Genomic DNA, 23,936 nt, shown 5'->3' on the forward strand with positions numbered 1-23,936 from the left:
TTTCAAGCATGTTTTGTATATTGTAAGTCATGGACACAACAGCTTTAGAAATTTTGAAATTTTGGTTTGAAGAAACAGAACCCCGCCTGTGGTTTGCAAAGGATCAAGATTTTGACAGTCTGATCCGTCAGCGTTTTTCCGACATTTATGCCAAGGCGGAAAACTGTGAGCTGTACTTGTGGAGAAAAAATCCTCGCGGCCGTCTGGCAGAAATCATTATCCTGGATCAATTTTCCCGCAATATGTTCCGCGATACTCCGCGAGCTTTTAAGAATGATACTTTGGCTCTCGCTCTGGCTCAAACAGCCGTGGCCTCAGGGGATGATCAAAAACTAAAACTTCAAGAACGTGCCTTTATCTATTTACCGTACATGCATAGTGAATCAGAAGCGATTCACCACGAAGCCATGCGTCTTTTCTCGCAACAGGGCTTAGAAAATAATTTAGAGTTTGAGTTGGCTCATAAGAGCATCATTGATCGCTTTGGCCGATACCCTTACCGCAATGAGATCTTGGGAAGGGAATCGACCCGCGAGGAACTGGAATTCTTGAAAATGCCGGGCTCGAGCTTTTAAGCAGCTTTTTTACCTACAACTTCAACCGCAATATTATTCACCATCAACTCAAGATTACTTGCTTGGGCTGACATCTCTTCAGAAGTCGCAGCGGTTTCCTCGGCAGCAGCCGAGAATGCTTGCGTTTGACGCTCTAATACTTCCATGGACTTATAAATTGATTGAATGCCATCAGTTTGATCACGAGTCGTCGCCGCGATCTCCTGATTGAGTACACTCACCTTCTTCACCGAAGAAACAATCTGGCTGAGCACTTGATCGCTTTTCACCGCGAGGTCCAATGAGATCTTGGTTTGATTTACGTTATTAGTCACAACCAATTTAACTTCCTTGGCAGCCTCTGCTGATTTCAGGGAAAGACTGCGAACGGCATCGGCCACGACTGCGAATCCACGCCCCTGCTCTCCTGCACGAGCGGCCTCCACTGCCGCATTTAATGCCAGCAAATTCGTTTGAAAGGCGATGTCATCGATAATATCCATCGCCGAGGCGATTTCATTTGAGATCTTAGACATGGCATTGATGGATTCCATCAAACGACGAATCTCATCGGCTCCTGTCGCCGCGCCCTCTTCAGATTTCTGAGCCAGGCCAGCAGCCTGATTTGCGCGTTCCTGATTTGCCCCGACGACTTCATTAAGGTTTCTTACGGCACCCAGTGTGTCTTCGATTTTTGCAGCGGACTCCACCGAACCCTGGGCCACATTTTGTCCCGCACTGGAAAGCATGTTCGATGCTTCCTTCACCTGCTTAGACGCATCACTGGTGTCGAGTACTGTGCGCGACAGAAATTTCATCAACTGATTTGAGAACGTTGCAAACAGAGCAAAGGCCAAAAGCGACGCCATCCCAAAGCCAATCATCACTTTCATGCGAAAAGTGTGTACCAAAGTTTCCACGTCATCGACATATACACCCGTACCAACAACCCATTTCCACGGTTTGAACTGACGAACGAAACTGATTTTAGGCTCTGGCTTTGGCGAACCTGGCTTAGGCCACATATAACTGACAAACCCCTCTGCCGCCGGAGTCTGTGCCATCAACGCAAACTCACGAAACAAATGTACGCCATTCGGGTCCGCCATTTCCCCCACGTCTTTACCGTTAAGTTCAGGCTTAATCGGATGCATCAGAACGTTTGGTTGAAAGTCATTCACCCAAAAGTACTCTTTGCCGGAATAACGGAATTTAGAAATGGCCGCCAAAGCTTGAGCCTTCGCTTCATCTTCGGTCAACTTTTTTTCTTCAAAAAGTTTGTAGTACTGTTCGATCGTATTCGACGCAAGATCCACAGTATTGCGTAACATCACGCGACGATCTTCATACATATTGTCGCGCACCAGTGGCATCAAATAAAACAGAACGATCGCCCAAAGAGGAATAATGGCAGCGACAAGCAAAGCCAATGTCTTAAACCGATAGCTGCGACCTTTCCAAATACGTACATTCATGAAAATCCTCCAAAAGTTTTGTAACCCGAACATATTCGGGTGTTTCAACCCGGGGCTGAAGAATTCTCTGACTATGTCGAGGGATTCTAATTTTATTGTCCCACTTTGATATATCCTCGAGTAGAATGACGGCAATAAGGAACACATAGCCATGCCTCACTTACGATTTCGCGGAATGAAAGAAGAACACATCTCAGAACTCAGCCGATCTCTGGTTAAAGATCTGGCCCAATCCATCGAAACTTCTGAAGATAATTTTTCCTTTGAACTCGTTCAGACTCAGTACTTTTCAAAAGGCAACCGCGGTGGAGCTTACCCCTTCGTTGAAGTTTTGTGGTTCCAACGCTCGCAAGAAATCCAAGATAAAAGTGCCAAGATCATCACAGAGAAAATTAAGAAGCTGTGTCCACAAGATGACATCGCAGTTGTCTTCGTACCACTAGCCAAAAACAGCTACTATGAAAACGGCGAGCATTTCTAGTTGCTCATGAAATTTTCTTAATTTGATCAATCTTACCGTTTATCAATACATTCTGGTTTTTAAAAGTTAAGTAATAAAAGCCAAGAGAGTATTATGAGCGTTAAGATTCCTCTTCAGCCGATTCCGGTTTTGAACTTTATTTCTGGTCATTTCAAAGCAGGTAACGGATTTAAACAAAACATCCATTCCCCTCACAATGGGGCATTGATCGGCGAAGTCCATCACTCTACAAAAGACGATGTTCAGCACGCCGTGCAGGCCGCAGTCATTGCACAAAAAAAATGGGCTGCGACGCCAATCAAGGAGCGCAGCAAAGTTCTCTTTAACTTGAGACAGGTTTTATTGCGCGACCTTGATGAAATCGCACATCTGAAAAGCTCTGAATCCGGTAAAACTTTTCTTGAGGGTAAAGCCGGGCTTTTAAAAGGCATCGAAGTTTTGGAGTTTGCGACGTCTCTGCAAAATCTGGATATTGGTGGCAAACTTGAAGTCTCTCGCGGAGTGACTTGTGAATACCGCAGACAAGCTCTGGGCGTTGTAGCCAGCATCACTCCCTTTAACTTTCCTGCGATGGTTCCGTTCTGGACAATTCCCACGGCGCTGGCTTTAGGAAATGCCTATATCTGGAAACCTTCTGAAAAAACCCCTCTGACCTCTTTAAAGATTGCGGAAGCCATGTCTGAAGCCGGACTGCCTGAGGGAGTTTTTCAAGTTCTGCAAGGTGGTATTGAAACTTCACAAGCCTTGATCGACGATCCAGATATCCAAGCTATTGCATTTGTGGGATCCACCCCCGTGGCGCGCCAGGTTTATCAGCGCGGCACTCAACTGGGAAAACGTGTTCTTGCCCTGGGTGGAGCAAAAAACCACATCGTTCTTTTACCCGATGCTCAACCTGAAATTGCAGGCCCGGGAATTTCTGATTCCTTTACTGGCTGTGCAGGTCAACGCTGTATGGCTGCAGCTGTCTTATTGGCGGTCGGTGATGTGGAAATTCATATTCAAAAAATTCTGGAACGCGCCCGCTCTTTAGAGCTCGGTAAAGATATGGGAGCTTTGATTAATAAATCCCAGATAAAATTCTTAAATCAGCAAATTCAAAAAGCTGTTCAAGAGGGCGCTAAAATTTTATTGGATGGCCGAAACGCCGTTCCTCCCCTGGGGCAGGAAAATGGCAACTGGATGGGACCGACAATTTTAGATCATGTTTCTCCTGATCAAGATATTGCGAAGCTGGAACTTTTTGGCCCGGTTCTTTGTATCATTCGCTGCAAAGATATTTCTGAAGCGATGGGCATCGAAAACTCATCAAAAATGGGCAATGCTTGCTCCGTATTCACTTCTTCTGGGGCTTTGGCTGAAAAAGTCATTTCGATGGCATCCACAGGAATGGTGGGCGTAAATGTCGGGGTTCCGGTACCGCGCGAGCCATTTTCATTCGGAGGAATTCAGGAATCCAAATTTGGTCACGGCGATATCACGGGCGTTTCTTCTTTAGATTTCTGGTCAAACCTAAAAAAAGTCACCGTCAAATGGGACCAACAACACGACAATAATTGGATGTCATAATATGCACGAACCTAAAAGATCACCTCACGTCGTACTTACCTCGCACTCGAGTCACGTTTTCAAAGAAAGCTTACCGATCCATTGGGGTGCCACAACTCCGATGGAACGCGGGCCCATCATCGGTTCTTTGACGGATACAAAAAAAAGAAATGCCATCGGAACTCATAGCGGAAGTTACACAGTTTACCGTGCGCTTTCGATTGCGCAAAAACGTTATTCCACTTCCCACCGCCCGGATTTAAACAACACGCAAAGCCCGGTGAAAATCGGTCCTTTTCCGTCGTGGCAGGATCCTGACAAAATCGTGTCGCTGGATCCCTGGGGTTTTGACGTGCCGATGCATTTTAAGGAAGCATATGCCTGTGGCTATGATGTGCGCCCCACAATTGCGGTGACTCAGGCTCGCTTGCAAATTCCTGAAATTAACGAAGCGATCGACAAAGGCCGTCTAAAAATTGACGGTAAAATTATCACTGAAACACGCGACATCAAGGTCACGAAAGTGGCAATTGAACCCGTGTGGTACTTGCCCGGGATCGCAAAAAGATTAGGCGTTGAGGAAGGCGATCTTAGAAAAATTCTTTTCCAGGAAACAGGCGGCATGTTCCCGGAACTTGTCACTCGCCCAGATTTGAAAGTGATGCTGCCACCGATCGGCTCCACCACAGTTTATATTTTTGGTGAAACCGCAGACCTGGCAAATCCTGAAATCGAGCTCACTTGTCGTGTGCATGACGAATGTAACGGATCAGATGTGTTTGGTTCAGATATCTGTACCTGCCGCCCTTATTTGATTTATGGCATCGAAGATGCTGTTCGCACCGCTCAACGCGGAGGCGTGGGACTTATTGCATACTACCGCAAAGAAGGCCGCGCCCTCGGTGAGGTCACGAAATTCCTGGTGTACAATGCTCGTAAACGTCAAGCCGGAGGAGATTCCGCAGCGACCTACTTCCATCGCACCGAGTGTGTCGCCGGGGTTGAGGACGCGCGATTCCAAGAGTTGATGCCAGACATTTTGAATTTCTTTGGAATTACGAAAATTCACAATCTGCACTCGATGAGCAATATGAAATACGATGCCATCGTGAAAAGCGGCATCACGGTAGTGAACCGCATTTCTATTCCTGACAATTTAATTCCTGCCGACGCGCAGGTCGAAATGGAAGCAAAAAAGGCGGCCGGATATTTTAATCCCGGCGCTCAGAAAACAGCCCAGGAGCTGGCTATGGTTCAAGGAAGGGGGATCGATGAGCAATACTAATGATCAAGCTATCGACGTGAATTTCTTGCTTTCCCCGCAAGCAGTTCGCCACTGTGCCGAAAAAATATTGGATTTAACCATCAAAGATCAAACCCACTTTCGCTACCATCCGGAAAAAATGCCTGCAGTTGTGGATTATGTTCTGCAGGTGATTCGCGAAAACTATCCGGAACTAAATATTCCGTTTCACTCTCGGTGGGGGCACTTCCGGGCAGGAAATGTGGATCGCACGTTGTGGTTGAAAAAGCGCATCCAACATCTAGATCCCTTAGAACAAGCGCGTATCAAACTTGATCTCGTTATTCCTTCGGTGTTGTTGGATGCGGGTGCGGGCAACATTTGGTCATTTAAAGAGGAAAGCACGGGAAAGATCTTCCAGCGCTCAGAGGGGCTGGGAATCGCCAGTTTCTATTTATTCATCATTGGTTATCTTTCCGATGATCTGGACGAACCGTTGCAAGCTACTGACTTGGGCTTACAAACATTAAGCCGCGAAGCTTTAAGCAAAATCTTTCAGGTTACGGAAAGAAATCCACTCGTGGGTGTCGAGGGACGCCTGCAACTGATTCAAAATCTGGGGCGTACAGTCGCCGAGAAAAAGAATATTTTCCCACTGGGTCGTCCTGGGAGCATGGTTGATTATCTAAAAACGAAATACGGCATGAAGATCACAGGTCCTCAGTTGCTTCGCGCAGTTCTGGATGGCTTGGGAGATATTTGGCCCGGCCGCTTGCAAGTAGATGGCGTGAATCTGGGAGACACTTGGCACTATGACAAAATTCCAGGGGGCCTTGCTTGCTTCCACAAGCTTTCTCAGTGGATGACTTACTCATTGATGGAGCCCTTGATGGAAGCTGGATTTGAACTAACGGACGTTGATCAACTAACGGGTCTTGCGGAGTATCGTAACGGCGGCCTGCTTTTAGATCGTGGATTGATTTCTTTGAAAGATCCTAAACTTGCTGAGGTCTCTCACTCCCCTGATTCTGAAATTATCGTGGAATGGCGCGGATTAACGGTCAGTCTCCTTGATCGTATCGGTCAGGCTGTTCAGAAAGAACTGCATAAGAATCCAGCGGATTTCCCTTTAGCAAAAGTCCTTGAGGGCGGCACTTGGTGGGCGGGCCGCAAAGCTGCCAAAGGGCTTCGTCCCGATGGCTCCCCTCCTTTGAAAATTCAAAGTGACGGGACTGTATTTTAAATTTTTAAATCGAGGTTTTTCAAATGCACGCACGCACCAAAGTTATCAATCATCCCCTTCTGCGCCATAAGCTTGGGTATTTACGCGATCGCAATACCTACTCTCACGAGTTTCGTGAAATGGTGAAAGAGGTCACCAAGATTTTAGTTTATGAAGCCATGAAAGACTGGGTTCATATGGAAAAAATCCATATCGACACTCCAATTGCAACGGCGACGGCTTATCGTATCAGCAACCCTCCCATTGTAGTTTCAGTGATGAGAGCCGGGAACGGAATGCTGGATGCCGCTTTAAGCATGATCCCTTTTGCCAGCACCGGCTTTATTGGTATTTACCGAGATAAATTCATCAATAATACGGTGGAGTACTACTTTAAAATGCCTCAGGAAGTTCTAGGCAAAGAAGTGCTTCTGTGTGACCCGTTGATTGCTACGGCAGACACCATTATCGCGGCCATTGACCGCCTAAAAAACTATGGAGTCGGCCGTATCAAAGTTTTATCGATTCTGGCAAGTGAACAGGGCCTTGAAAAGATCCATCATTTTCACCCTGATGTAGAAGTGTTGACTCTAGATATAGAAACAGAGATGAATGAAGCCGGCTATCTCGTCCCAGGCTTAGGCGACGCGGGAGACAGGCTCTTTCAAACCAAGTAGGTACTCATGAATACACAGTGGCAACGACCTCATATCATCGGAGTGGCTGGCGGCAGTGGCTCGGGCAAAACCTATTTTGCCCGTGAACTTCAAAACCTCTTGGGAAAAGATCATTGTTCAATCCTGTATCAGGACAACTATTACCATGACCAATCCGCGCGCTTTGATGGGGACGGTGGCTCTGTAAATTTCGATCATCCAGAAAGTTTAGATTTTGCTCTTTTGGCAGCGGGCCTTCGTACCCTCAAACAGGGTAAAACTCTTTCCGTTCCTCTTTATGACTTTGTCACTCACACTCGCAAAGTCGAAACTGAGTCCAAAGAACCAACAAGAATCGTTTTAGTTGATGGCATCTTAATTCTTCACTCACCAGAAGTGCGTGCAGAGTTAGACGAAGCCATCTACTTTGATACCCCCGAGTTCATTCGCTTTGAACGCCGCTTGCAACGCGATGTTGAAGAGCGTGGCCGCACTCCAGAAGGAGTGCGCAAACAGTTTGATCTTCAAGTCCGTCCTATGCACAATATGTTTGTCGAGCCTTCGAAAGAACACGCTCACCGAGTTATCAAGGATCACGAGGACTATCATCGTGCCTTAGCGCAAGTTCGCTTGCACCTCGCAACTAAATTCAATATTTGAAAGGCACCCTGATGAACCAAAATTCCGAAATGACCCGAACACTTGGCTTTATTCCCGTGTTATCTCTGGTCATCGGAACGATTCTGGGAACAGGGGTCTTTCTTAAAGCTGCAATCATGTCCCAATATCTGGGAAATTCCATGTGGGTTCTCATCGCCTATGTCGTGGCAGGCCTGCTGTCTTTGGCGGGGGCTTTGACTTACGCTGAGATCGGAATTCTTTTTCCACGCGCAGGTGGCGAATACGTGTATTTGAAAGAAGCTTTCGGGGAAATGCCCGCCTACCTTTACGGCTGGCAAAGATTCTGGGTCAGCGCTCCCGGCACAATCGCAGCCTATGCGGTGGGAACCGCAACCTTTGCAGCACCCATCTTGAACCTTGATTGGATGGGTGGTCAAAAGGGCTTTGCCGTCATCTTGATCATCGTGTTCTCCTGCTTGAATTGTTTGAACGTACAACTGAACGGCCGCCTGGCATCGGTTATGACTTTCTTAAAAGTCGCGATGCTGGTCTTTATTATCGGTGGCGTGATATTCCTGTCTAAATCAGGCACCCAAGAAAACTTGATGGCGTCGGGCACCGCCTTCCCGGGTTTCAGTGCTTTTGGTGCCGCATTGCTAGCGGCGCTATGGGCTTACGATGGCTGGAACAATATGCCGATGGTGGCCGGTGAAATTAAAAACCCCTCGCGCAACATCCCTTGGGGATTAGGCTTGGGAGTTTTAGTGATCCTGGGACTGTATGCCTTGATTCACTACTGCTATTTTTATGCTTTGCCTTTTAACGAAGTACTGACGGCAAATTCTAAAGTAAACCCTCAAGCTCTTCCCGTGGCGGCGAAAGTAGCACAAAGCTTTATGGGTCCCGCTGGAGTGCTGTTCTTAGGTATCGCGATGATGTTCTCGGCGATTGGTGCTATGAATGCTTCGATCTTAACGAACGCCCGTGTGCCTTATGCGATGGCGAAAGATGGTTTGTTTGCGACCTCTATGGCGAAGCTTCACCCTAAAACAGAATCACCTTACGTGGCGATTCTGGTGCAAGCGGTGTTCTCGGTAATCCTGGCGATGTCTGGGTCTTTCGATCAGCTGACGGACTATGTGGTTTTTGCTTCGTGGATTTTCTATGCTTTGGTGACGGCTTCTGTTTTCAAATTCAGAAAAACAATGCCTGATGCTCCCCGCTCTTACAAAACTTGGGGATATCCCGTGGTGCCAGTGGTGTTCTTGATATTGGCTGTGCTGTTATTGATTAACACGCTTTGGACAAGCCCTCAGGAAAGCATGTGGGGCTTGGTGATCATCATGGCCGGCGCTCCGGTTTACTATATCCAAAAAAAATACTTCACGGTGCTCCCCCAAAGAGCGACTGAGTAAAGCCTATTCTTCTTTGGCACCAGGTTCTGGCTGATTTCTCATATGATCAGCCAGATTCAAAAGGGAATGCAAAAGATCACTTCTCATGGGCTCCTCAATCCCCACATCTTCAAACGCATGAACCATGCAAAGCATCCATTGATCACGTTCAGATTTTCCGATAGCAAAAGGAAAGTGGCGCATGCGCAAACGAGGGTGACCAAAACGTTCCTGGAACAAACTAGGCCCGCCCAACCATCCCGATAAAAACATAAAAAGTTTTTCTTCAGAGCCGCGAAGGTTTTCAGGATGCATATCACGAATCGCCTTCACTTCCGGCATCGTATCCATGATCTCGTAAAAGCGCTGGCAAATCTTTCTTACCACCGGCTCCCCGCCAATCAATTCATACATCATTTTTTCCTGAGACATAATCCACCGCACTTCAAGTAAGTCGCGGTGAACCCTACTATTTTATAAGAATGGACGCAACAATCTTGAAAATATTCATTCGCCAACATCGCCCAGAAATGGGATAGCTTGAAAATATTGGCGTAATCAAGGCGCCAGGAGGAAGGCGTACACCGTACGCCGACGACGTAGCAACGCAGAGTACGCCAATATTTTTAGTTCATTACTTGGATTTCGGCTGTGGCGCTTACTACCTGTCCATCGCTGGTGTGCCCATAAACAGTCAAATATCCATCTTTAGCCATTTGCCCAAACGGAACGGCGCCACATTTCATATTGCAGAATGTCTGAGCTCTCTGCCCCGGGAGGATATTTTCATCCAACCCCAAATCGCGCAGAACTTGGCCGGTATATGTGCAAGTATATCCCGTATCCCCGGTTCTAAAAGTCAGGCGAGTGGGATAGAAATTTTGGTCCGTATTATTGGTTACGTACAACTCAGAAATACTCACATGAGGAGCCGATAGATCGTGTTCACGACCGGCATTCATAGCCGTGCAGCTGGTCCCGCGAGCTGGGATCGGATACAAGTGATTGTTCGTTTCCAAAACGATAGAACCTGCCTGAACATTAAGGGATGCTCCTAATGTCGCTAGTAAAACCAGAATAGACTTCATACTAAATCTCCTTTGTTTATGAAGCTAGCGACGTGACTGTGAAATCGCAAGGGCCGATCGACGCGCCAAATTTACAATGGTGAAAGAATTAAGTGTTGAATATCAAGGCATTATGTTTCACATTGTTTTTCATGAGCAGCGAAAACAAATGTCCTCAATGTGGTTCGGAAAATATTTATGAAGATGGCAACCTTTGGGTTTGCCCAGAGTGCGCACACGAGTGGAGCGCTCATGCAGCTTCCGCGGGTGCTGCTGACTCTGAGGAATCTGGTATTAAGGTTTACAAAGACGCCAACGGAAACATCCTTCAGGATGGCGACACTGTTGTCGTAGTAAAAGATCTTAAGATCAAAGGATCTTCGTCCGTCGTTAAAGTGGGAACGAAAGTTAAGAACATCCGTTTACAAGACGGCGGTGACGGTCACGACATCGCTTGCAAAATCGATGGCTTTGGCGCGATGAATTTAAAGTCTGAATTCGTCAAAAAAGCTTAAAGCTAAGGCCAAGGAATATACGGAACATCCTGACAAAGAATCGGCAACGCGTTCGCCTGCAAAGGCGCCGCGAGCTCGTCGATCTCTGCAAAATCCTTTAAAAGTATAATGTGAGTTCTTAAAACTGTGCGCGAAAGCATCTCGGTCGAGAGCATGTTTTTCGCTAGTGCTTTTCGCTCGTGAACGGGCGTCAAAGCAGCCATGCGACGAATAGATTCCAGAATATGTCGGACCATGCAGTTATAACGGGGCGCCTGCTCTAGATCCTTGATCTGGCTATCTGCATATTCGGCAAGTGACATATAGGCTTTGGCTTTAAAGAGCTCCAACAAGTGAGATTTAATCGCTGTGATATTAGGCTTGCGATAGTTATGCAAAGAATCGATGCCTTCCGAATTTCTAGATTGAAACTTCGGCGTTTTAGACATCTCGATCAGATCCTGACAGATGATTGGAATACCCACCGCCTGATAAGGAGCTGCCCAAGCATCAGCAAAGGGAACAGCCACCATCAGCTTGCGCTCGAGCCAAATCAATTTATCTGAAACAGGTTTCGACTTGCCTTGAGAGAGCTTCATATACAAAGGTTTGCGCTCTTTATTCAAGGCCATGGCTTCACGAATATGTTCGGTCATACAAGGACGTATGTCTTTTGCGCCCGCCCAGGAAAGGACCGGGGCCACAAGAATACATAAGCTGAGCAAAAGCACAGAAAAAGCCATCATCGCCCTTCTATATCACTCCTCGGAGTCAGGCTCACTTTACACTGAGTACACCTTGTAATTAAACCTCGAGTGTCGAGACTTTGAACAGTTGCCAGTGCAGGAACGTTATTTCTTAAGGCCGCTCATGTTGAATTGGCCTTTTTCATTAAAGGGAATGGTGAAACCTGAGACCTTGGCACTCCCCTCGATTTGATAGCCCACGTCCTCGCCGCCCAGAACTTTCGTGATTCCGCCGATGGCTTTTAAAAAGTTCACTGGCAGAGGTACTTCCACCTTGGCTGTTTCACCTGCTGGAATTTTTGTTTTCTTGTCGGAGCGCGCTTTCGCGAATTCTTTTCCGTCGAGCTGAATTTCGTAAGTCATCTCCTCGACATTCAGGTCAATTTTATTGGGATTTTTAACACTCAATACGAAAACCATTGTTGTCGAAAGAGCTGTTGTATCCTGAAAGTGAATCTCCGCCAGATCGATCTCGGGTTTTTGCGCATATCGATTTTGCAGATAGCTGCAACCGCCTAAAAATATCATCAGAATAATAACTGCAATATGTTTCATACAAATCTCCGTGACCGGGTTTATCATCGCAATGATCGCAGGCACTGTCAGCTGTAAAACAACAACATCCTACCTCATCTTCTTTGCTCAGTGGGTTAACTGAGACAAAATGAACCCGGGAGGAATTTATGAAGTATTTATTGGTGTTGATTATGTTTTGCAGTCCTATTTTTGCATTTGCGGACCACCATGAAGATAAAAATGAAGTGAAGCCAGATCAAGTTGAGCCGATGGATCAATCACAAAAAAAGATGGATTCGGAAATTGGTAAAAACCGTGTAGGACCTGCTCCGACAAATAAGAAAGCTAAAAAGCCATTTGCCAGCAAAGAAGAAAAAGCGAAAGACGATAAGAAATCAGCCTATTAAAAATGCTCCGAGAGGGCGCAAGTCCTAAAATTCTGGAATTAGCCCTCTCGGCGAAACTGCTTTTATCTTCTATTCAGAAGCGAACGGCGCAGTTTCGAAAATTTATACTACTCTTCTTCGTCTTCCATCATACTGCTCCCAGATTTTCTAGAAGAGCTCAGATTGGAAGTACCTTTGCGTGAACTAGAGCCTGAGTTGACATCTCGACTGCTAGTTCCTGCTTTTTTATCAACGTTAAAGGAGCTGTCTCGTGTGCTGCTTGCACCGCGATTGCTACTCGAACTTGATTGTTGTTTTGAGTTTGTGTCACGGGTTGCCATAAATGCCTCCGTTCCGATGTGATTTCATCATAGGCCTATTTTTCGTCAGTGGAGTATTTTTCAAGACGAAGGTGCGAGCAGTTCTCTGTCTTCGCCCAGAAGAATAAGAATAATTTTTATTTAGATTGTGAGTAAAAACAAAACGATTAAGCGATCAATTGGAGTAAAATTGGAAACAGGGGGTGACCTATGCAAACCACACCTTTTGCAAACGAGAACTGGGAAGTTGTCAAAGCCATGGTCCACCGTCGCTGGGATGAAATTTCCGACGAGGAATTAGATGCCACTCAAGGCGACGAACATGCGGTGATTGATTTACTCGCCGATAAATATCATCTGGAGCATGAAGACGCGGAATCCCGCTTCGAAGCCGCCCTCGCCGAAGAAGATCAACAGTTCCATGCCGTCGACGAAATCCGCCGCGCCGAAATTCGCTTCGAATCCGACGGCGGCCGCGTGGTGCCACACTTTGAAGATGTTTATGGAGACTTGAAGGAGATGAAATCTCCTTCGAAAGAAAAGCATTGATTCTTGCGGAGAGATGTATCCGCAAGAACCGTTTTAAGTTTTACCCGAAAAGTTTTTTCCCAGCCGCGCTGACTTTTAAGCCGTTTTCTTTGGCGATTTCGCGCAGATGTTTTTCTTCTTCTTTAGTCAGTTTATCCGGAAATTCAACACTCACATGATAGTAAATGTCACCGCGACGGTTTCCTCTGAGTGATGGCAAACCCTCACCCGAAAGTTTTACGTTGTCGCCGTTTTCACAACCACGAGGAATTTCCACAGTCGCTTTACCAGTGACTGTTGGAACTTCGACTTCACCACCCAACAACATTTGCACATATGGTACGGAAAGATCACCGATCAGATCATCTCCCCGACGTTCGAACTTGCTATGAGGTTTCACGCGAATCTCAACGTAAAGGTCACCAGGCTGTCCACCCATGTATCCGCCCTCACCCTCAGTTGCGACACGAAGACGCGTGCCTGTGTCGACACCAGGAGGAATGTTCAGGCGAATCTTCTTATGAACTGATGTGCGGCCTTTACCTTTACATGGCTTACATGGATTTTTCACCACAGTCCCTTGCCCATGACAAGTTGGACAAGTGGAAGCCATCGCAAAGAATCCCTGAGAACGCACAACTTGACCAGAACCACCACAAGTGTGGCAGGTTTCCGGATGGGACCCTTTTTCAGCACCAGAGCCATTGCATGTTTTGCAGTTTTCGTCGGTATCGAATTCGATTTCCTTTTCAAGGCCCGAGATCACGTCTTTAAGTTGAATCTCTGTGACATAGCGAAGATCTGAACCACGACGTGGCTCGTTACGATTGCGGCGTTGTTGACGAGGTCCGCCCCCGCCACCAAACAAGTCTCCAAAGATGTCCCCAAAGTGCGAGAAGATGTCTTCTGCATCCTGGAAGCCACCGCCACCACCGCCACGGCTGGTAAAAGCATCGTGACCGAAACGATCGTACTGAGCGCGTTTTTGTGTATCGCTCAAAACCTCGTATGCGCCAGCTGCTTCTTTAAACTTTTCCTCAGCTTCTTTATTGCCGGGATTTTTATCAGGATGGTACTGCATCGCCATCTTGCGATAAGCTTTTTTGATAGTGTCTTGATCAGCGCCTTTTTCAACGCCTAGAATTTCGTAAAAGTCTCTTCGAGCCATGCGGGTTCCACCATTAACATTACGCGCAATTTTTAATGATTAAAAATATGGTGATTCATCGGGATTCGTCAAACGCCTTGTGAAAATAAATGAACTTTATAGCCACATATTGACTTTTTTGAAGAGAGATAACGGCTTAAATCTGCCGCTATACCCTATTTATCCATTTTTTTGGTTTTCATGCTCTTGATTTTATCTTCAAGCCTTTTAACCAAACTCTCATCCTGATTACTCTCTCGCATATCTTTCAATAAGTTTTCTGCAAGATCAAGGTTGCCAGAATCCGAGTACAGGCGCCCTGCCAACGATCGTGTCCAAGCAGGAGCTCCATGCTTCGCTGCCTCTATCAATAAATCTGCAGCGCGCTTGTTATCTTTAACCTCATACATATAATGATATGCCGCGCGATAAAGAATCGGCCAATCGGTCGGAAATTTTGAAACGGCTTTTTCGAAAATCTTCGTCGCGCCGTCTACATCAGTAATCAAGATTGTCAGAGCCAAAGAACCTACAGCATACGGCGCCCTAAAACTGGGAGATAAGTTTGTAATGGCATCGATCATTTTGTAAAGCCAGGAATTACTTACGCAAATTGATACGCCACTAACGGTGCCGGCTAGGGTATCGCAATAATCCATATCTTGAATTGCTCGTATCCACATCATATCGGCGATGATTTCTTGAAACCCAAAAGCGAAGCGTTCTATAGCAGGCGGAGGCGCAATAAATTTAGCTTTCGAGACATGACTGGAAGAAAATTTACTATTTTGTGAAACAACTATAAGCATTAATGCAAAAATCCCAAGCAAAATGCTCGGGATCTTTGATAGTTTAATCGAAAAACTATTGAATGCCGTCAAATCTAAGTCCTATGGAATACCGTTAACTGTATTAACCATTCTTTTAGAATCGTCCATTGTCCAAGTATCATCAACAGTAGCTGTTGAGTGAATACGAGCAAGAGCTGCTGCAGTGAACGCTGTCTGAGTTAACGAAGTACTTGGCAAAGTTGCTGTAACCGCAGAACCATTTGCACCATTTAGCATCGTACATCCACGAGTCATTGCACCGTTAGCACCACAATATGTTTGTGTCTTGGAGAATGCCGCAATACTTGCTGCAGGAGTGTTGAAACCGTTTGCAGCAGTAGCAACAGCCACGTTACTTTCAAAGCCTACGTTGTAGCGTAATTGACCTTCAGGAGAGTAACCGATAGCTCCGAAACGAGGATCGTAAGAAGTATACTCAGCATAGAATGCTTTTTCGGAAGTATACAACGAAGCCAAGTTCGTTTTTGCTTCTGTTTGACGCGCTTTCGCGATGTATTTGTTAACTGCTGGTACTGCGATCGCAGCCAACACACCGATGATCGCCACAACGACCATCAACTCTACGAGCGAGAAGCCCGCTTGGGACGTTCTAGTAGTTCTTTTCACTTAAGACCTCCATTAGTCTTTTTATTTTTATGAAACGTTTTAACTGACCTATTGCTTATCGACATAAGTGTGTCAAAGCTGAACCTTGAAATCAAGTCCTCTTAACCAAAGTGACTTCATGGAAACGGAATTTTGTTTTCTGATACACCATGAGTTGTGAGCGAAAATGAGACGAGACTTTGCTCTAGCTTTTTATTCTCCCCTGGACTTGCCATCATCAAAATCGTGCCCATTCTGAGACAAGAGGTAGAATAGATCCATATGGCAAATGATAACGGAAATAAAAACGGGAACTATCCATATTCATCTCCGGAGGGAGAAGCTGGGGTCCAGCTCGTCCCAAAACTAGACACTCCGAAGATGTATAAAGTGATTCTACTGAACGACGACTACACTCCTATGGACTTTGTCGTTCTTGTATTGCGTCGGTTCTTCGCAAAATCAGAGGAAGAAGCGACGAAAATCATGTTAGATGTACATAAGAAAGGCGCTGGTGTCGCAGGAGTCTATAGTCTAGAAATAGCTGAGATGAAAGTGATGCAAGTAAATCAATTCGCCCAACTTAATCAGAATCCCCTTAAGAGCACACTGGAGGAGGAACCATGATGAGCCGCGAGCTTGAACGCAAGTTAGCTGAAGCCACAGAACTCGCAAAACGCAATCGCCACGAGTTCGTAACCCTTGAACACATCCTGTTGGTTCTTTCAGAGTCCCCAGTCATGGTGGAAATTCTGGAAGCTTGTGCGGTCAACGTGCAACGCCTTCGCCAGGATCTACGCGAACATTTAAAAGTGGGTATCCCACAAATTACGGATGAACAACTAGGTTCGTACGGTGGATTTGATTCCTGGAATCCAGAGTTTACTCTAGCCTGCCACCGTTTGATTCAACGAGCTGCTATTCAAATGAAAAGCGCGGGTCGTAATCAAATCAGCGAAGGCAGTCTTTTGATATCTTTGTTCTATGAACAAGACAGTCATGCGACTTTCGCCCTCGCTCGCCAGGGGCTAACTCAATTCGATATCATTAATTATGTTTCTCACGGCATCACAAAAGATGGAAAAGACCATGATGTTCCTCCATCGGCGGCTCCTCGCTCATCGGAATACAATCAAGAATCATTCGAGGAAGGCCGCGGCTCTCCCCTTGAGAGCTTCTGTGTAAACTTGAATGAAAAAGCAAAAGCGGGAAAATTAGATCCCCTTATTGGTCGCGAAGATGTGATCGAACGCGCGGTCCAAGTTCTTTGCCGTCGCACTAAAAACAATCCCCTGCTAATCGGCGAACCGGGAGTCGGTAAAACTGCCGTTGCCGAAGGTCTGGCTCAAAAGATAGTGGCCGGAGAAGTTCCAGAAAAATTGAAATCTGCAGTGATCTATTCTTTGGACCTTGGTGGGTTGCTGGCTGGTACTAAGTTCAGAGGAGATTTTGAAGGTCGCCTAAAAGCGGTTGTAAAAGAAATCGCCAAACGTCCTCATACGATTCTTTTTATTGATGAAATTCATACGATTGTTGGAGCCGGCGCCACCAGCGGTGGCTCAATGGATGCATCCAATCTATTGAAACCCGCCCTTGCGAATGGCGAGATCAGTTGCATTGGTTCGACGACCCATCAAGAGTACCGTCAGTATTTTGAAAAAGATCGCGCCCTGAACCGTCGTTTTCAAAAAATCGACATCAACGAGCCTACGAACGAAGATTGCATTCGCATCCTGACGGGCCTTCGTAAATCTTACGAAGACTTCCATCATGTGAAGTATTCAGATGCAGCCTTACGAGCGGCTGTTGAGCTATCCCAAAAACATATTCACGGAAAACTCCTCCCCGACAAAGCGATCGACGTTTTGGACGAAGCCGGAGCTCACTTCCGCTTGAAAGATAACACCACTCAAGAGATCAGCATTGATACGGGTGAGATCGAAGAAACAATCGCTAAAATGACGGGGCTTCCGATTGCGACGATTTCTTCCACTGAGAAAACTCAATTGCGTGATTTGGATAAAAAAATCAAAGCCCTTATCTTTGGTCAAGACGACGCCATCGACCGCTTAGTTGCCAGCATTAAGTTTGCTCGCAGCGGATTGGGTCGTCCGAACAAACCTATCGGCAGCTTCCTTTTCACCGGCCCTACTGGCGTTGGTAAAACCGAAGTCTGTCGTCAGCTTGCCCAGATCATGGGGGTTCATTTTGAACGCTTTGATATGAGTGAGTACATGGAAAAACATGCGGTCTCTCGCTTGGTGGGCGCACCTCCGGGATACGTGGGATACGAAGAAGGTGGTTTACTTACGGAAGCCGTGAGCAAACACCCCTACTGCGTTCTTTTGCTTGATGAGATCGAAAAAGCTCATCCAGACATCAACAATATCTTGCTGCAAGTGATGGACGCCGGGCGCCTGACTGACAGCAATGGCCGTGTTGCTGACTTTAAGAACGCCATCATCGTAATGACATCCAATGCCGGTGCTGCAGAAACAGCGCGTGGAACCATAGGCTTAGTTGAAGAAAATCGCAGCCTTCTTTCGATGGATGCAATTAAAAAGACTTTTGCCCCTGAGTTCATCAATCGCCTGGATGCGGTGGTTTCTTTCCGTGATCTTTCTGACGAAATGGTTCTAAAAATCACTCAGAAATTTGTGGATGAACTGAAAATGGTTCTTCTACAGAAAAAAGTGGAAATGAATGTCACTCAAGATGTGATCAAATGGTTGATGAAAAAAGGTTTCGACAAAGTTTATGGTGCTCGGCCTCTGGCAAGAACAGTCGACGAACATCTGAAAAAAGCTTTGGTTGATGAACTTCTTTTCGGCCGCTTAATGGATGGTGGACGTGTCAATGTGGAGCTCGACAAGGACATTTTGCGGTTCCAATTTAGCACCACACCCAATGGTGGACAGGGTCAAAAAAATCAAAAACAGCCAGTTACAACGTAGTCGCTTTAGCACCTCTTCTTAACAGATTTGAAGAGGTGCGCATATTGACAATCCCTGGAGAGATATCAAAATTAAGGTGTCTCTTAAAGGAGTTAAAAAATGTCTTTTTTTAAACGTATCGGTTTATTCATTCTGACCAACTTGATGGTGATGGTTACCATCGGGATCGTCTGGTCTATTATCAGCAGCGTATTCGGGCTGAACAAACTGAACAACTACATCCCCTACATGATGGTTTTCTGTGCTGTCTGGGGTATGGGTGGGGCTTTTATATCTTTGATGATGTCCAAATGGATGGCAAAGATGTTTCATGGCGTTCAAATCATTGAACCCAACAACCAAAATCCACAACTTCGTCACTTGGTAAACACAGTTCATGATATCGCTCGTCGCGCACAGCTTCCAAAAATGCCTGAAGTTGGTATTTATGAATCAGCAGATATCAACGCCTTTGCAACCGGTCCTTCTAAATCCAACTCTTTGGTGGCGGTTTCTACAGGTCTTTTGCAAAGAATGAATGAAAAAGAACTTGAAGGCGTTCTAGCTCACGAAGTGGCACATATCGCGAACGGCGACATGGTTACTATGACCTTGATCCAAGGTATCGTGAATGCGTTCGCTATGTTCTTCTCTCGTATTTTGGCGAACATCGTCGCTTCAAACGTCGATGAAAAACTACGTGGCATTGTTCACTTTGCCGTTGTTATCATTGGTGACATCGCCTTTACGTTGCTGGGATCATTTGTTGTAAACTACTTCTCTCGTAAAAGAGAATTCCGCGCAGATGCCGGCGGGGCGAAATTTTCGTCACGCGAGAATATGATTGCAGCCCTTGAAAAATTGCGCACAGTGTATGATCTGCCAATTCCACCAGAGGAAGGTCAAACAGCGACGCTGATGATCTCCAACCGCGATAAAGGCGGCTTGGCTGGACTTATGATGACTCACCCACCGCTTGAAGTTCGTATCGAAGTGCTTCAACGCGGCGGTCGTCTGTAATTTTCAATTTCTTTGCTTACGAGGCATGAACGGGCTTAAGCTTATTTCATGCCTCGTTTATTTATTGCCCTCTCATTTCTTTCAGTTCTTATGGGTTGCGCGACCACCTCGCGCCAAGACACACGCCTTGAAAAAAGATTGATACCGCAAGACAACCCTGAATGGGTTCGCCTGTATCTTGAGGCGGCAGAAAAGAAAACTTCTGCGCCGAAAATTTCCTGCGCAAATTATAAAGAGCTTTCAAATCATCAGGAATTTCCGATCAAGGATTTGGCTTTGCTTCGCGCCTATGAAGTCTGCCCGGTTGATGAAAAATTAAATACGCTTCCGGAGAGTATCAATCCTTGGTATGCGGATTTATTCGCAGATATCAAACTTAAAGAATCTTTGGAGACACCGGATCTGAAAGATGATCTGGATGCTTACTTGGCAAATGCCAGCGTTGAAAGCAACAAAAAGAAAAAAGAAGATTATCTTCAAAAAGCCTTGGCAGCCGCCAAGAAACTTGCGTCACAAGAATACGTGGCTGAAGTTCAATCCCAGCTATACAAAACTTCTCCCCGCCTAAACCCGGCACCTCCGTTTAAAGAGTTAAGTGCTGTGGCCATGGATTTTAGGTTTAATCGCGATTTCGATGAAGCCCTGGGAGTGTATAAAAAGATTCTGTCTTCCAAAGAAGCATCAACTGACGACAAGTTCCAGGCGACCAAAAACGTCCGCATGACTTACAAGGTTGCGCAACGTCGCCAAGAATACATCAATGCGACTTCTGAACTTGTGAATACTACGAAAAAGCAATATCGCGAGAATAAAAAAGATCGCAGAGCTTTGGCCCGCTATCACGATGCCCTGGTCCTACTTGCCCGAACATTATGGACCGAAGATCAAACATCGATGGCAGTAAAAACTTTGACCGAAGCCAATCGTCAGCTTCGCGGCATTTATCCGATGGATGAAGTCTACTTTATCCAAGGACGTATCGAAGAGGAAAAAGGTCATTTTGAAAAGGCTTTGGAATTCTATGAAGAAAGTTATAAACAACCTATCAGCCAAGCGGGACTTCGCGACAAACTGGCATGGTTGAAATCCTGGAACTATTATAAACTGCAACGCTTTGAAGAGGCCGCAACAAGTCTGCAGCAGATGCGTGACACCGTTAAAGACCCCTCTGATAAAATGCGCGCTAAGTTTTGGTTGGGCCGGGCTTTAAAAAATTCCAACAAAGCTACCGAATCCACAGCAGAACTTGAAAGCCTTATTAAAGAAGATCCATTGGGCTATTACGGGATGATGGCTTACCGCGAACTCAATCGCGAATACCCTGCCATCAAAGGCAACGCACAAGAATCTGCAAGTGCCAGCATTTTGGGATTAGATGAACTTCAAGGCCGCCTTCGCTTGCAGATTGAATGGTTGATCGCGGTTAACGAAAAGCCATTTGCTGAAAAAGCTTTAAATCAAGCGTCCGATGATCTTAAAAAAGCCGGCATTACTTCTGAAAAAACTTGGCTGACGATGTTTTCAGCCTATGCCCGTGCAGGTCTTTACTTGCCTCTGTTTTCAACTTTAGGTTCTTTGCAACCGGAAGTTAAAGACCGCTTGCTTAATGATCATCCAGACTTATTGTTCCCTCAACCCTATCGCGAAATCGTAGCTGGTGCCTCTCAAAAAAGCGGCATCCCGCAAGAGTTTATCTATGCGATCATTCGTCAGGAATCAGCATTCAATCCTGAAGCTCGCAGCCCGGTTGATGCTTTTGGTTTGATGCAGTTACTGCCAAGTGTATCTAAAAATTTAGCTGCAACTTACAAGTTGGAATATAAAGAAGCTTTGGATCTTTACAAGCCCGAGATCAATATTCCGCTTGGGGCATTTGAACTTAAGACTTTGATGAAGAAGTACAATAATCAATATATTCTGGCGGTTTCCGGTTATAATGCCAATGACTCCGCTATACGAGGTTGGTTAAAAACTCGCTACCGGGACGATTCTGTTGAATTTATTGAAGAGGTTCCTTACGAGGAGACTCGAGCTTATATCAAACTAACTATGAGAAATTACGTGTTTTATGATCGCTTACTTCACAGTCAAACAGCTGTGAAGTTTCCTGAAGAGCTACTAAGTCTAAAAAAGTAGACTTAATATTTAAGGCCAATCGCAATCCGTCGAAGTTCCTGCTGAACTCACATCAGGCACTTCGATCGGAGCGATATCTTGATTCGTCAAATCCGTAACCGTAGAATCCCCTGAAGTTAATTGCAAACGCAATGTCGTCGAATCCAATTGGCGCAGAGGAAATCGAACTGTTTTAGGTGAAACCGTTCCGCCCGTCACAATTGCAACAAGTTCATTTTCTTGAGATGAAGTTTCATCGCCGGCTTCAGCTTCCCAAGTCCCCGTCATTTCACACAGCGTAGGCACGCCGTTTACGATCTGCACGGATTGAAAAGTGAACTGGCTGCCATCAGCTTTCAGAAATATCTTGTTATATATAGATAAGGACTGACCGTTTAAAGTGACTAGACCATCCTGACGATCGTGGTAAGTCACGTCACTGCTTAAGCTGCCAAAGTCAGCCGAACCACTGCCGCCACCGGGCTGGTAAGAGCAGGCACCCATAAAACCACAAAGCATCAACAATAATGAGTATTTCATATTCACCTCATCGGTCGAGCTGGACTCACCTTTAATTGTCTCACTTTGAGGCGGCGCTTTCTACTACACCTCGACTGGATTCTGCCGATAAGCCCAATGGAGAAAGGGGAATCTTCATGTTTTCTCGCAAGTGGTTGTTAGCATCAGGTGCTGTCGGCGTGATCTTCTTTGGCGGTCTGGGTGCATACTTATATTTCTCAGATACATCCTCCCCGTCGCGCTCCCAAAGCTCCAGTAAATTCAACAAAGAGGGTCGCCTTTTTGAGACCTCTAAAATCACTTCGCAAACAGATAAAGTCGAAGATGAACCCAGTGCCTTATTCAATGATCCCGCAATCAGCCAAGCTTGGGGTTTAAAAAAATCTGATGCTGCTCGCGCTTGGTCTGTGACTCGTGGAAGTAAAGATATCGTAGTCGCAGTCATCGACACCGGCATCGATGAACACCACGAAGACTTGGATAAAAATCTTTGGTTAAATCCTGGAGAAACTGGCAAAGACGCTCAAGGCCGCAACAAAGCCACCAATGGCATCGATGACGACGGCAATGGCTTTGTCGATGACGTTCATGGGTGGAACTTTGTTTCTAACAACAACAAGCTCGACGACAATCACGGCCATGGAACTCATATCGCAGGGATCATTGGTGCTGAAGCCGGTAATGGTAAAGGTATCACGGGGATCGCTCCAGAAGTGAGCATCATGGTATTAAAGTACTATGATCCAAAAGTACCCAATACTGATAACTTGAAAAACACAGTGGCAGCGATCAAGTACGCCGTAAAAATGGGCGCTAAGATCATCAATTACTCTGGCGGTGGTACGGAGTTTTCTCAAGAAGAGCATGATGCCGTTCAAGAAGCGGAAAAAGCCGGCATACTCTTTGTCGCAGCGGCTGGCAATGAGCGCTCAAACTCTGACCAACATCACTACTACCCTGCAGATTATAAGCTTAGCAATATCATCTCGGTAACGGCTTACGACCCATCCGTTCAAGTTCTGAATTCTTCGAACTATGGTGTTGAGACTGTGGATATCGCAGCTCCAGGACAAAACATCTTGTCTTGCTTACCAGGGAACTCCTACGGTTACATGACCGGTACCTCTCAGGCCACAGCCTTCGTAACTGGCGCTGCTGTCCTAGTGATGGCAAACAAACAAGGCGCTTCAACTGCCGTTGAAGTTAAAAAATATATCCTGGCAACCGGCGATGCACAAACACAGTTGGCATCTAAAACTCGTACATCCCGTCAGTTAAACCTCTACAAGGCTCTAACAATTCTGGATCAAGGTGTATCAGCTTCAGGAGTGGTCACGGTCAACGTGGATAGCATGCAAAAAATGGGTGGTGATCCTAACGAAGCTCCAGCAGGGGCTGCAGTAAACGACGTCAGCCGCTTTGGTCGCTCCCTTCTTAATGCAATTGGGAATAAACCAAAACCAAGTCGTGTCGGTACCAAAACAAATGACGGGGAAAACTTCTAACAACTCGACC

General features: G+C 46.0%; 26 protein-coding genes. 16 read left to right on the forward strand and 10 right to left on the reverse strand.

Translation table 11 applies throughout. The features are described 5' to 3' along the window. Positions 1–29: 29 nt before the first annotated feature. Positions 30–575 carry a DUF924 family protein gene (locus DOM22_RS13645; RefSeq protein ID WP_142700913.1) on the forward strand — a complete coding sequence of 182 codons (546 nt, stop codon included), beginning with the start codon at positions 30–32 and terminating at the stop codon, positions 573–575. Here the strand turns inward: DOM22_RS13645 and DOM22_RS13650 are convergent. Then, complete coding sequence (locus tag DOM22_RS13650) at positions 572–2,029, reverse strand: cache domain-containing protein (protein WP_142700914.1); 1,458 nt, start codon at positions 2,027–2,029, stop codon at positions 572–574. The two genes, DOM22_RS13645 and DOM22_RS13650, sit on opposite strands and share 4 nt — an antisense overlap. Positions 2,030–2,180: 151 nt before the next feature. On the opposite strand from DOM22_RS13650, the gene DOM22_RS13655 reads away from it, so the two are divergent. The 7 genes from DOM22_RS13655 to DOM22_RS13685 all read left to right on the forward strand — a co-directional run bounded on the left by DOM22_RS13655 (position 2,181) and on the right by DOM22_RS13685 (position 9,215). Continuing rightward, positions 2,181–2,510: a DUF1904 domain-containing protein gene (locus tag DOM22_RS13655; RefSeq protein WP_142700915.1), complete on the forward strand. Its 330-nt coding sequence runs from the start codon at positions 2,181–2,183 to the stop codon at positions 2,508–2,510. 93 nt (positions 2,511–2,603) lie between these two features. Beyond that, positions 2,604–4,079, forward strand: a complete 1,476-nt coding sequence (locus DOM22_RS13660) for an aldehyde dehydrogenase family protein (RefSeq protein ID WP_142700916.1) — start codon at positions 2,604–2,606, stop codon at positions 4,077–4,079. 1 nt (position 4,080) lies between these two features. Continuing rightward, on the forward strand, positions 4,081–5,343 hold the full coding sequence (locus tag DOM22_RS13665; RefSeq protein ID WP_142700917.1) for a GTP cyclohydrolase II: 1,263 nt from the start codon (positions 4,081–4,083) through the stop codon (positions 5,341–5,343). Beyond that, the gene (locus DOM22_RS13670) at positions 5,330–6,544 is read left to right on the forward strand and encodes a URC4/urg3 family protein (RefSeq protein WP_142700918.1); all 1,215 of its coding nucleotides are present in this window, start codon (positions 5,330–5,332) and stop codon (positions 6,542–6,544) included. Before DOM22_RS13665 ends, DOM22_RS13670 begins: the two co-directional genes overlap by 14 nt. A 23-nt stretch (positions 6,545–6,567) precedes the next feature. Then, complete coding sequence (gene upp, locus DOM22_RS13675; protein ID WP_142700919.1) at positions 6,568–7,200, forward strand: uracil phosphoribosyltransferase; 633 nt, start codon at positions 6,568–6,570, stop codon at positions 7,198–7,200. Between the two features lie 6 nt (positions 7,201–7,206). Then, entirely contained in the window at positions 7,207–7,839 is a 633-nt protein-coding gene (udk, locus tag DOM22_RS13680) for a uridine kinase (RefSeq protein ID WP_142700920.1), read from the forward strand. A gap of 11 nt (positions 7,840–7,850) precedes the next feature. Then, positions 7,851–9,215 carry an APC family permease gene (locus DOM22_RS13685; protein ID WP_142700921.1) on the forward strand — a complete coding sequence of 455 codons (1,365 nt, stop codon included), beginning with the start codon at positions 7,851–7,853 and terminating at the stop codon, positions 9,213–9,215. A 3-nt stretch (positions 9,216–9,218) separates the two neighbouring features. Here DOM22_RS13685 and DOM22_RS13690 read toward each other — a convergent pair whose 3' ends face one another. Both DOM22_RS13690 and DOM22_RS13695 read right to left on the reverse strand, forming a co-directional pair. Next, positions 9,219–9,626 (reverse strand): group II truncated hemoglobin, encoded by a 408-nt coding sequence (locus DOM22_RS13690; protein ID WP_142700922.1) that lies wholly within the window; start codon positions 9,624–9,626, stop codon positions 9,219–9,221. Between the two features lie 194 nt (positions 9,627–9,820). Next, positions 9,821–10,282 (reverse strand): hypothetical protein, encoded by a 462-nt coding sequence (locus DOM22_RS13695; protein WP_142700923.1) that lies wholly within the window; start codon positions 10,280–10,282, stop codon positions 9,821–9,823. Positions 10,283–10,413: 131 nt separating this feature from the next. On the opposite strand from DOM22_RS13695, the gene DOM22_RS13700 reads away from it, so the two are divergent. Continuing rightward, positions 10,414–10,776, forward strand: coding sequence for a zinc ribbon domain-containing protein YjdM (locus tag DOM22_RS13700; protein WP_142700924.1), 363 nt, complete (start codon positions 10,414–10,416; stop codon positions 10,774–10,776). A gap of 2 nt (positions 10,777–10,778) precedes the next feature. Here the strand turns inward: DOM22_RS13700 and DOM22_RS13705 are convergent, their stop codons facing one another. Both DOM22_RS13705 and DOM22_RS13710 read right to left on the reverse strand, forming a co-directional pair. Then, positions 10,779–11,501, reverse strand: a complete 723-nt coding sequence (locus DOM22_RS13705; protein WP_142700925.1) for a hypothetical protein — start codon at positions 11,499–11,501, stop codon at positions 10,779–10,781. A gap of 105 nt (positions 11,502–11,606) precedes the next feature. Next, the gene (locus DOM22_RS13710; RefSeq protein ID WP_168196656.1) at positions 11,607–12,056 is read right to left on the reverse strand and encodes an LEA type 2 family protein; all 450 of its coding nucleotides are present in this window, start codon (positions 12,054–12,056) and stop codon (positions 11,607–11,609) included. A 128-nt stretch (positions 12,057–12,184) separates the two neighbouring features. Here DOM22_RS13710 and DOM22_RS13715 point away from each other — a divergent pair, with 128 nt between their 5' ends. Next, positions 12,185–12,424 (forward strand): hypothetical protein, encoded by a 240-nt coding sequence (locus DOM22_RS13715; protein WP_142700927.1) that lies wholly within the window; start codon positions 12,185–12,187, stop codon positions 12,422–12,424. 107 nt (positions 12,425–12,531) lie between these two features. Here DOM22_RS13715 and DOM22_RS13720 read toward each other — a convergent pair whose 3' ends face one another. Next, positions 12,532–12,744, reverse strand: a complete 213-nt coding sequence (locus DOM22_RS13720) for a hypothetical protein (RefSeq protein ID WP_142700928.1) — start codon at positions 12,742–12,744, stop codon at positions 12,532–12,534. Between the two features lie 189 nt (positions 12,745–12,933). Here DOM22_RS13720 and DOM22_RS13725 point away from each other — a divergent pair, with 189 nt between their 5' ends. Next, the gene (locus DOM22_RS13725; RefSeq protein WP_142700929.1) at positions 12,934–13,272 is read left to right on the forward strand and encodes a hypothetical protein; all 339 of its coding nucleotides are present in this window, start codon (positions 12,934–12,936) and stop codon (positions 13,270–13,272) included. Between the two features lie 40 nt (positions 13,273–13,312). On the opposite strand, the gene dnaJ is transcribed toward DOM22_RS13725, so the two are convergent. From dnaJ to DOM22_RS20205, 3 genes are all read right to left on the reverse strand, one after another. Beyond that, positions 13,313–14,419, reverse strand: a complete 1,107-nt coding sequence (dnaJ, locus tag DOM22_RS13730; protein ID WP_142700930.1) for a molecular chaperone DnaJ — start codon at positions 14,417–14,419, stop codon at positions 13,313–13,315. 155 nt (positions 14,420–14,574) lie between these two features. After that, positions 14,575–15,279, reverse strand: coding sequence for a lipopolysaccharide assembly protein LapB (locus DOM22_RS13735; RefSeq protein ID WP_246845645.1), 705 nt, complete (start codon positions 15,277–15,279; stop codon positions 14,575–14,577). A 9-nt stretch (positions 15,280–15,288) separates the two neighbouring features. Next, positions 15,289–15,855, reverse strand: coding sequence for a type IV pilin protein (locus tag DOM22_RS20205; protein ID WP_142700931.1), 567 nt, complete (start codon positions 15,853–15,855; stop codon positions 15,289–15,291). A 261-nt stretch (positions 15,856–16,116) separates the two neighbouring features. Between DOM22_RS20205 and clpS the strand changes: the two genes are divergently transcribed. The 4 genes from clpS (at position 16,117) to DOM22_RS13760 (ending at position 21,923) form a co-directional block, all read left to right on the forward strand. Further along, positions 16,117–16,461, forward strand: coding sequence for an ATP-dependent Clp protease adapter ClpS (gene clpS / locus DOM22_RS13745; RefSeq protein ID WP_142700932.1), 345 nt, complete (start codon positions 16,117–16,119; stop codon positions 16,459–16,461). Then, positions 16,458–18,788 (forward strand): ATP-dependent Clp protease ATP-binding subunit ClpA, encoded by a 2,331-nt coding sequence (clpA, locus tag DOM22_RS13750; protein ID WP_142700933.1) that lies wholly within the window; start codon positions 16,458–16,460, stop codon positions 18,786–18,788. The genes clpS and clpA overlap by 4 nt, the downstream gene beginning before the upstream one ends. Positions 18,789–18,887: 99 nt before the next feature. Beyond that, complete coding sequence (gene htpX, locus DOM22_RS13755; protein WP_142700934.1) at positions 18,888–19,787, forward strand: protease HtpX; 900 nt, start codon at positions 18,888–18,890, stop codon at positions 19,785–19,787. Between the two features lie 48 nt (positions 19,788–19,835). After that, the gene (locus tag DOM22_RS13760) at positions 19,836–21,923 is read left to right on the forward strand and encodes a lytic transglycosylase domain-containing protein (RefSeq protein ID WP_142700935.1); all 2,088 of its coding nucleotides are present in this window, start codon (positions 19,836–19,838) and stop codon (positions 21,921–21,923) included. A 9-nt stretch (positions 21,924–21,932) separates the two neighbouring features. On the opposite strand, the gene DOM22_RS13765 is transcribed toward DOM22_RS13760, so the two are convergent. Next, entirely contained in the window at positions 21,933–22,442 is a 510-nt protein-coding gene (locus DOM22_RS13765) for a hypothetical protein (protein ID WP_142700936.1), read from the reverse strand. Between the two features lie 116 nt (positions 22,443–22,558). On the opposite strand from DOM22_RS13765, the gene DOM22_RS13770 reads away from it, so the two are divergent. Next, complete coding sequence (locus DOM22_RS13770) at positions 22,559–23,926, forward strand: S8 family peptidase (RefSeq protein WP_142700937.1); 1,368 nt, start codon at positions 22,559–22,561, stop codon at positions 23,924–23,926. Positions 23,927–23,936: the final 10 nt, after the last annotated feature.

The sequence above is a fragment of the Bdellovibrio sp. ZAP7 genome, from assembly GCF_006874645.1.
Lineage (GTDB): Bacteria > Bdellovibrionota > Bdellovibrionia > Bdellovibrionales > Bdellovibrionaceae > Bdellovibrio.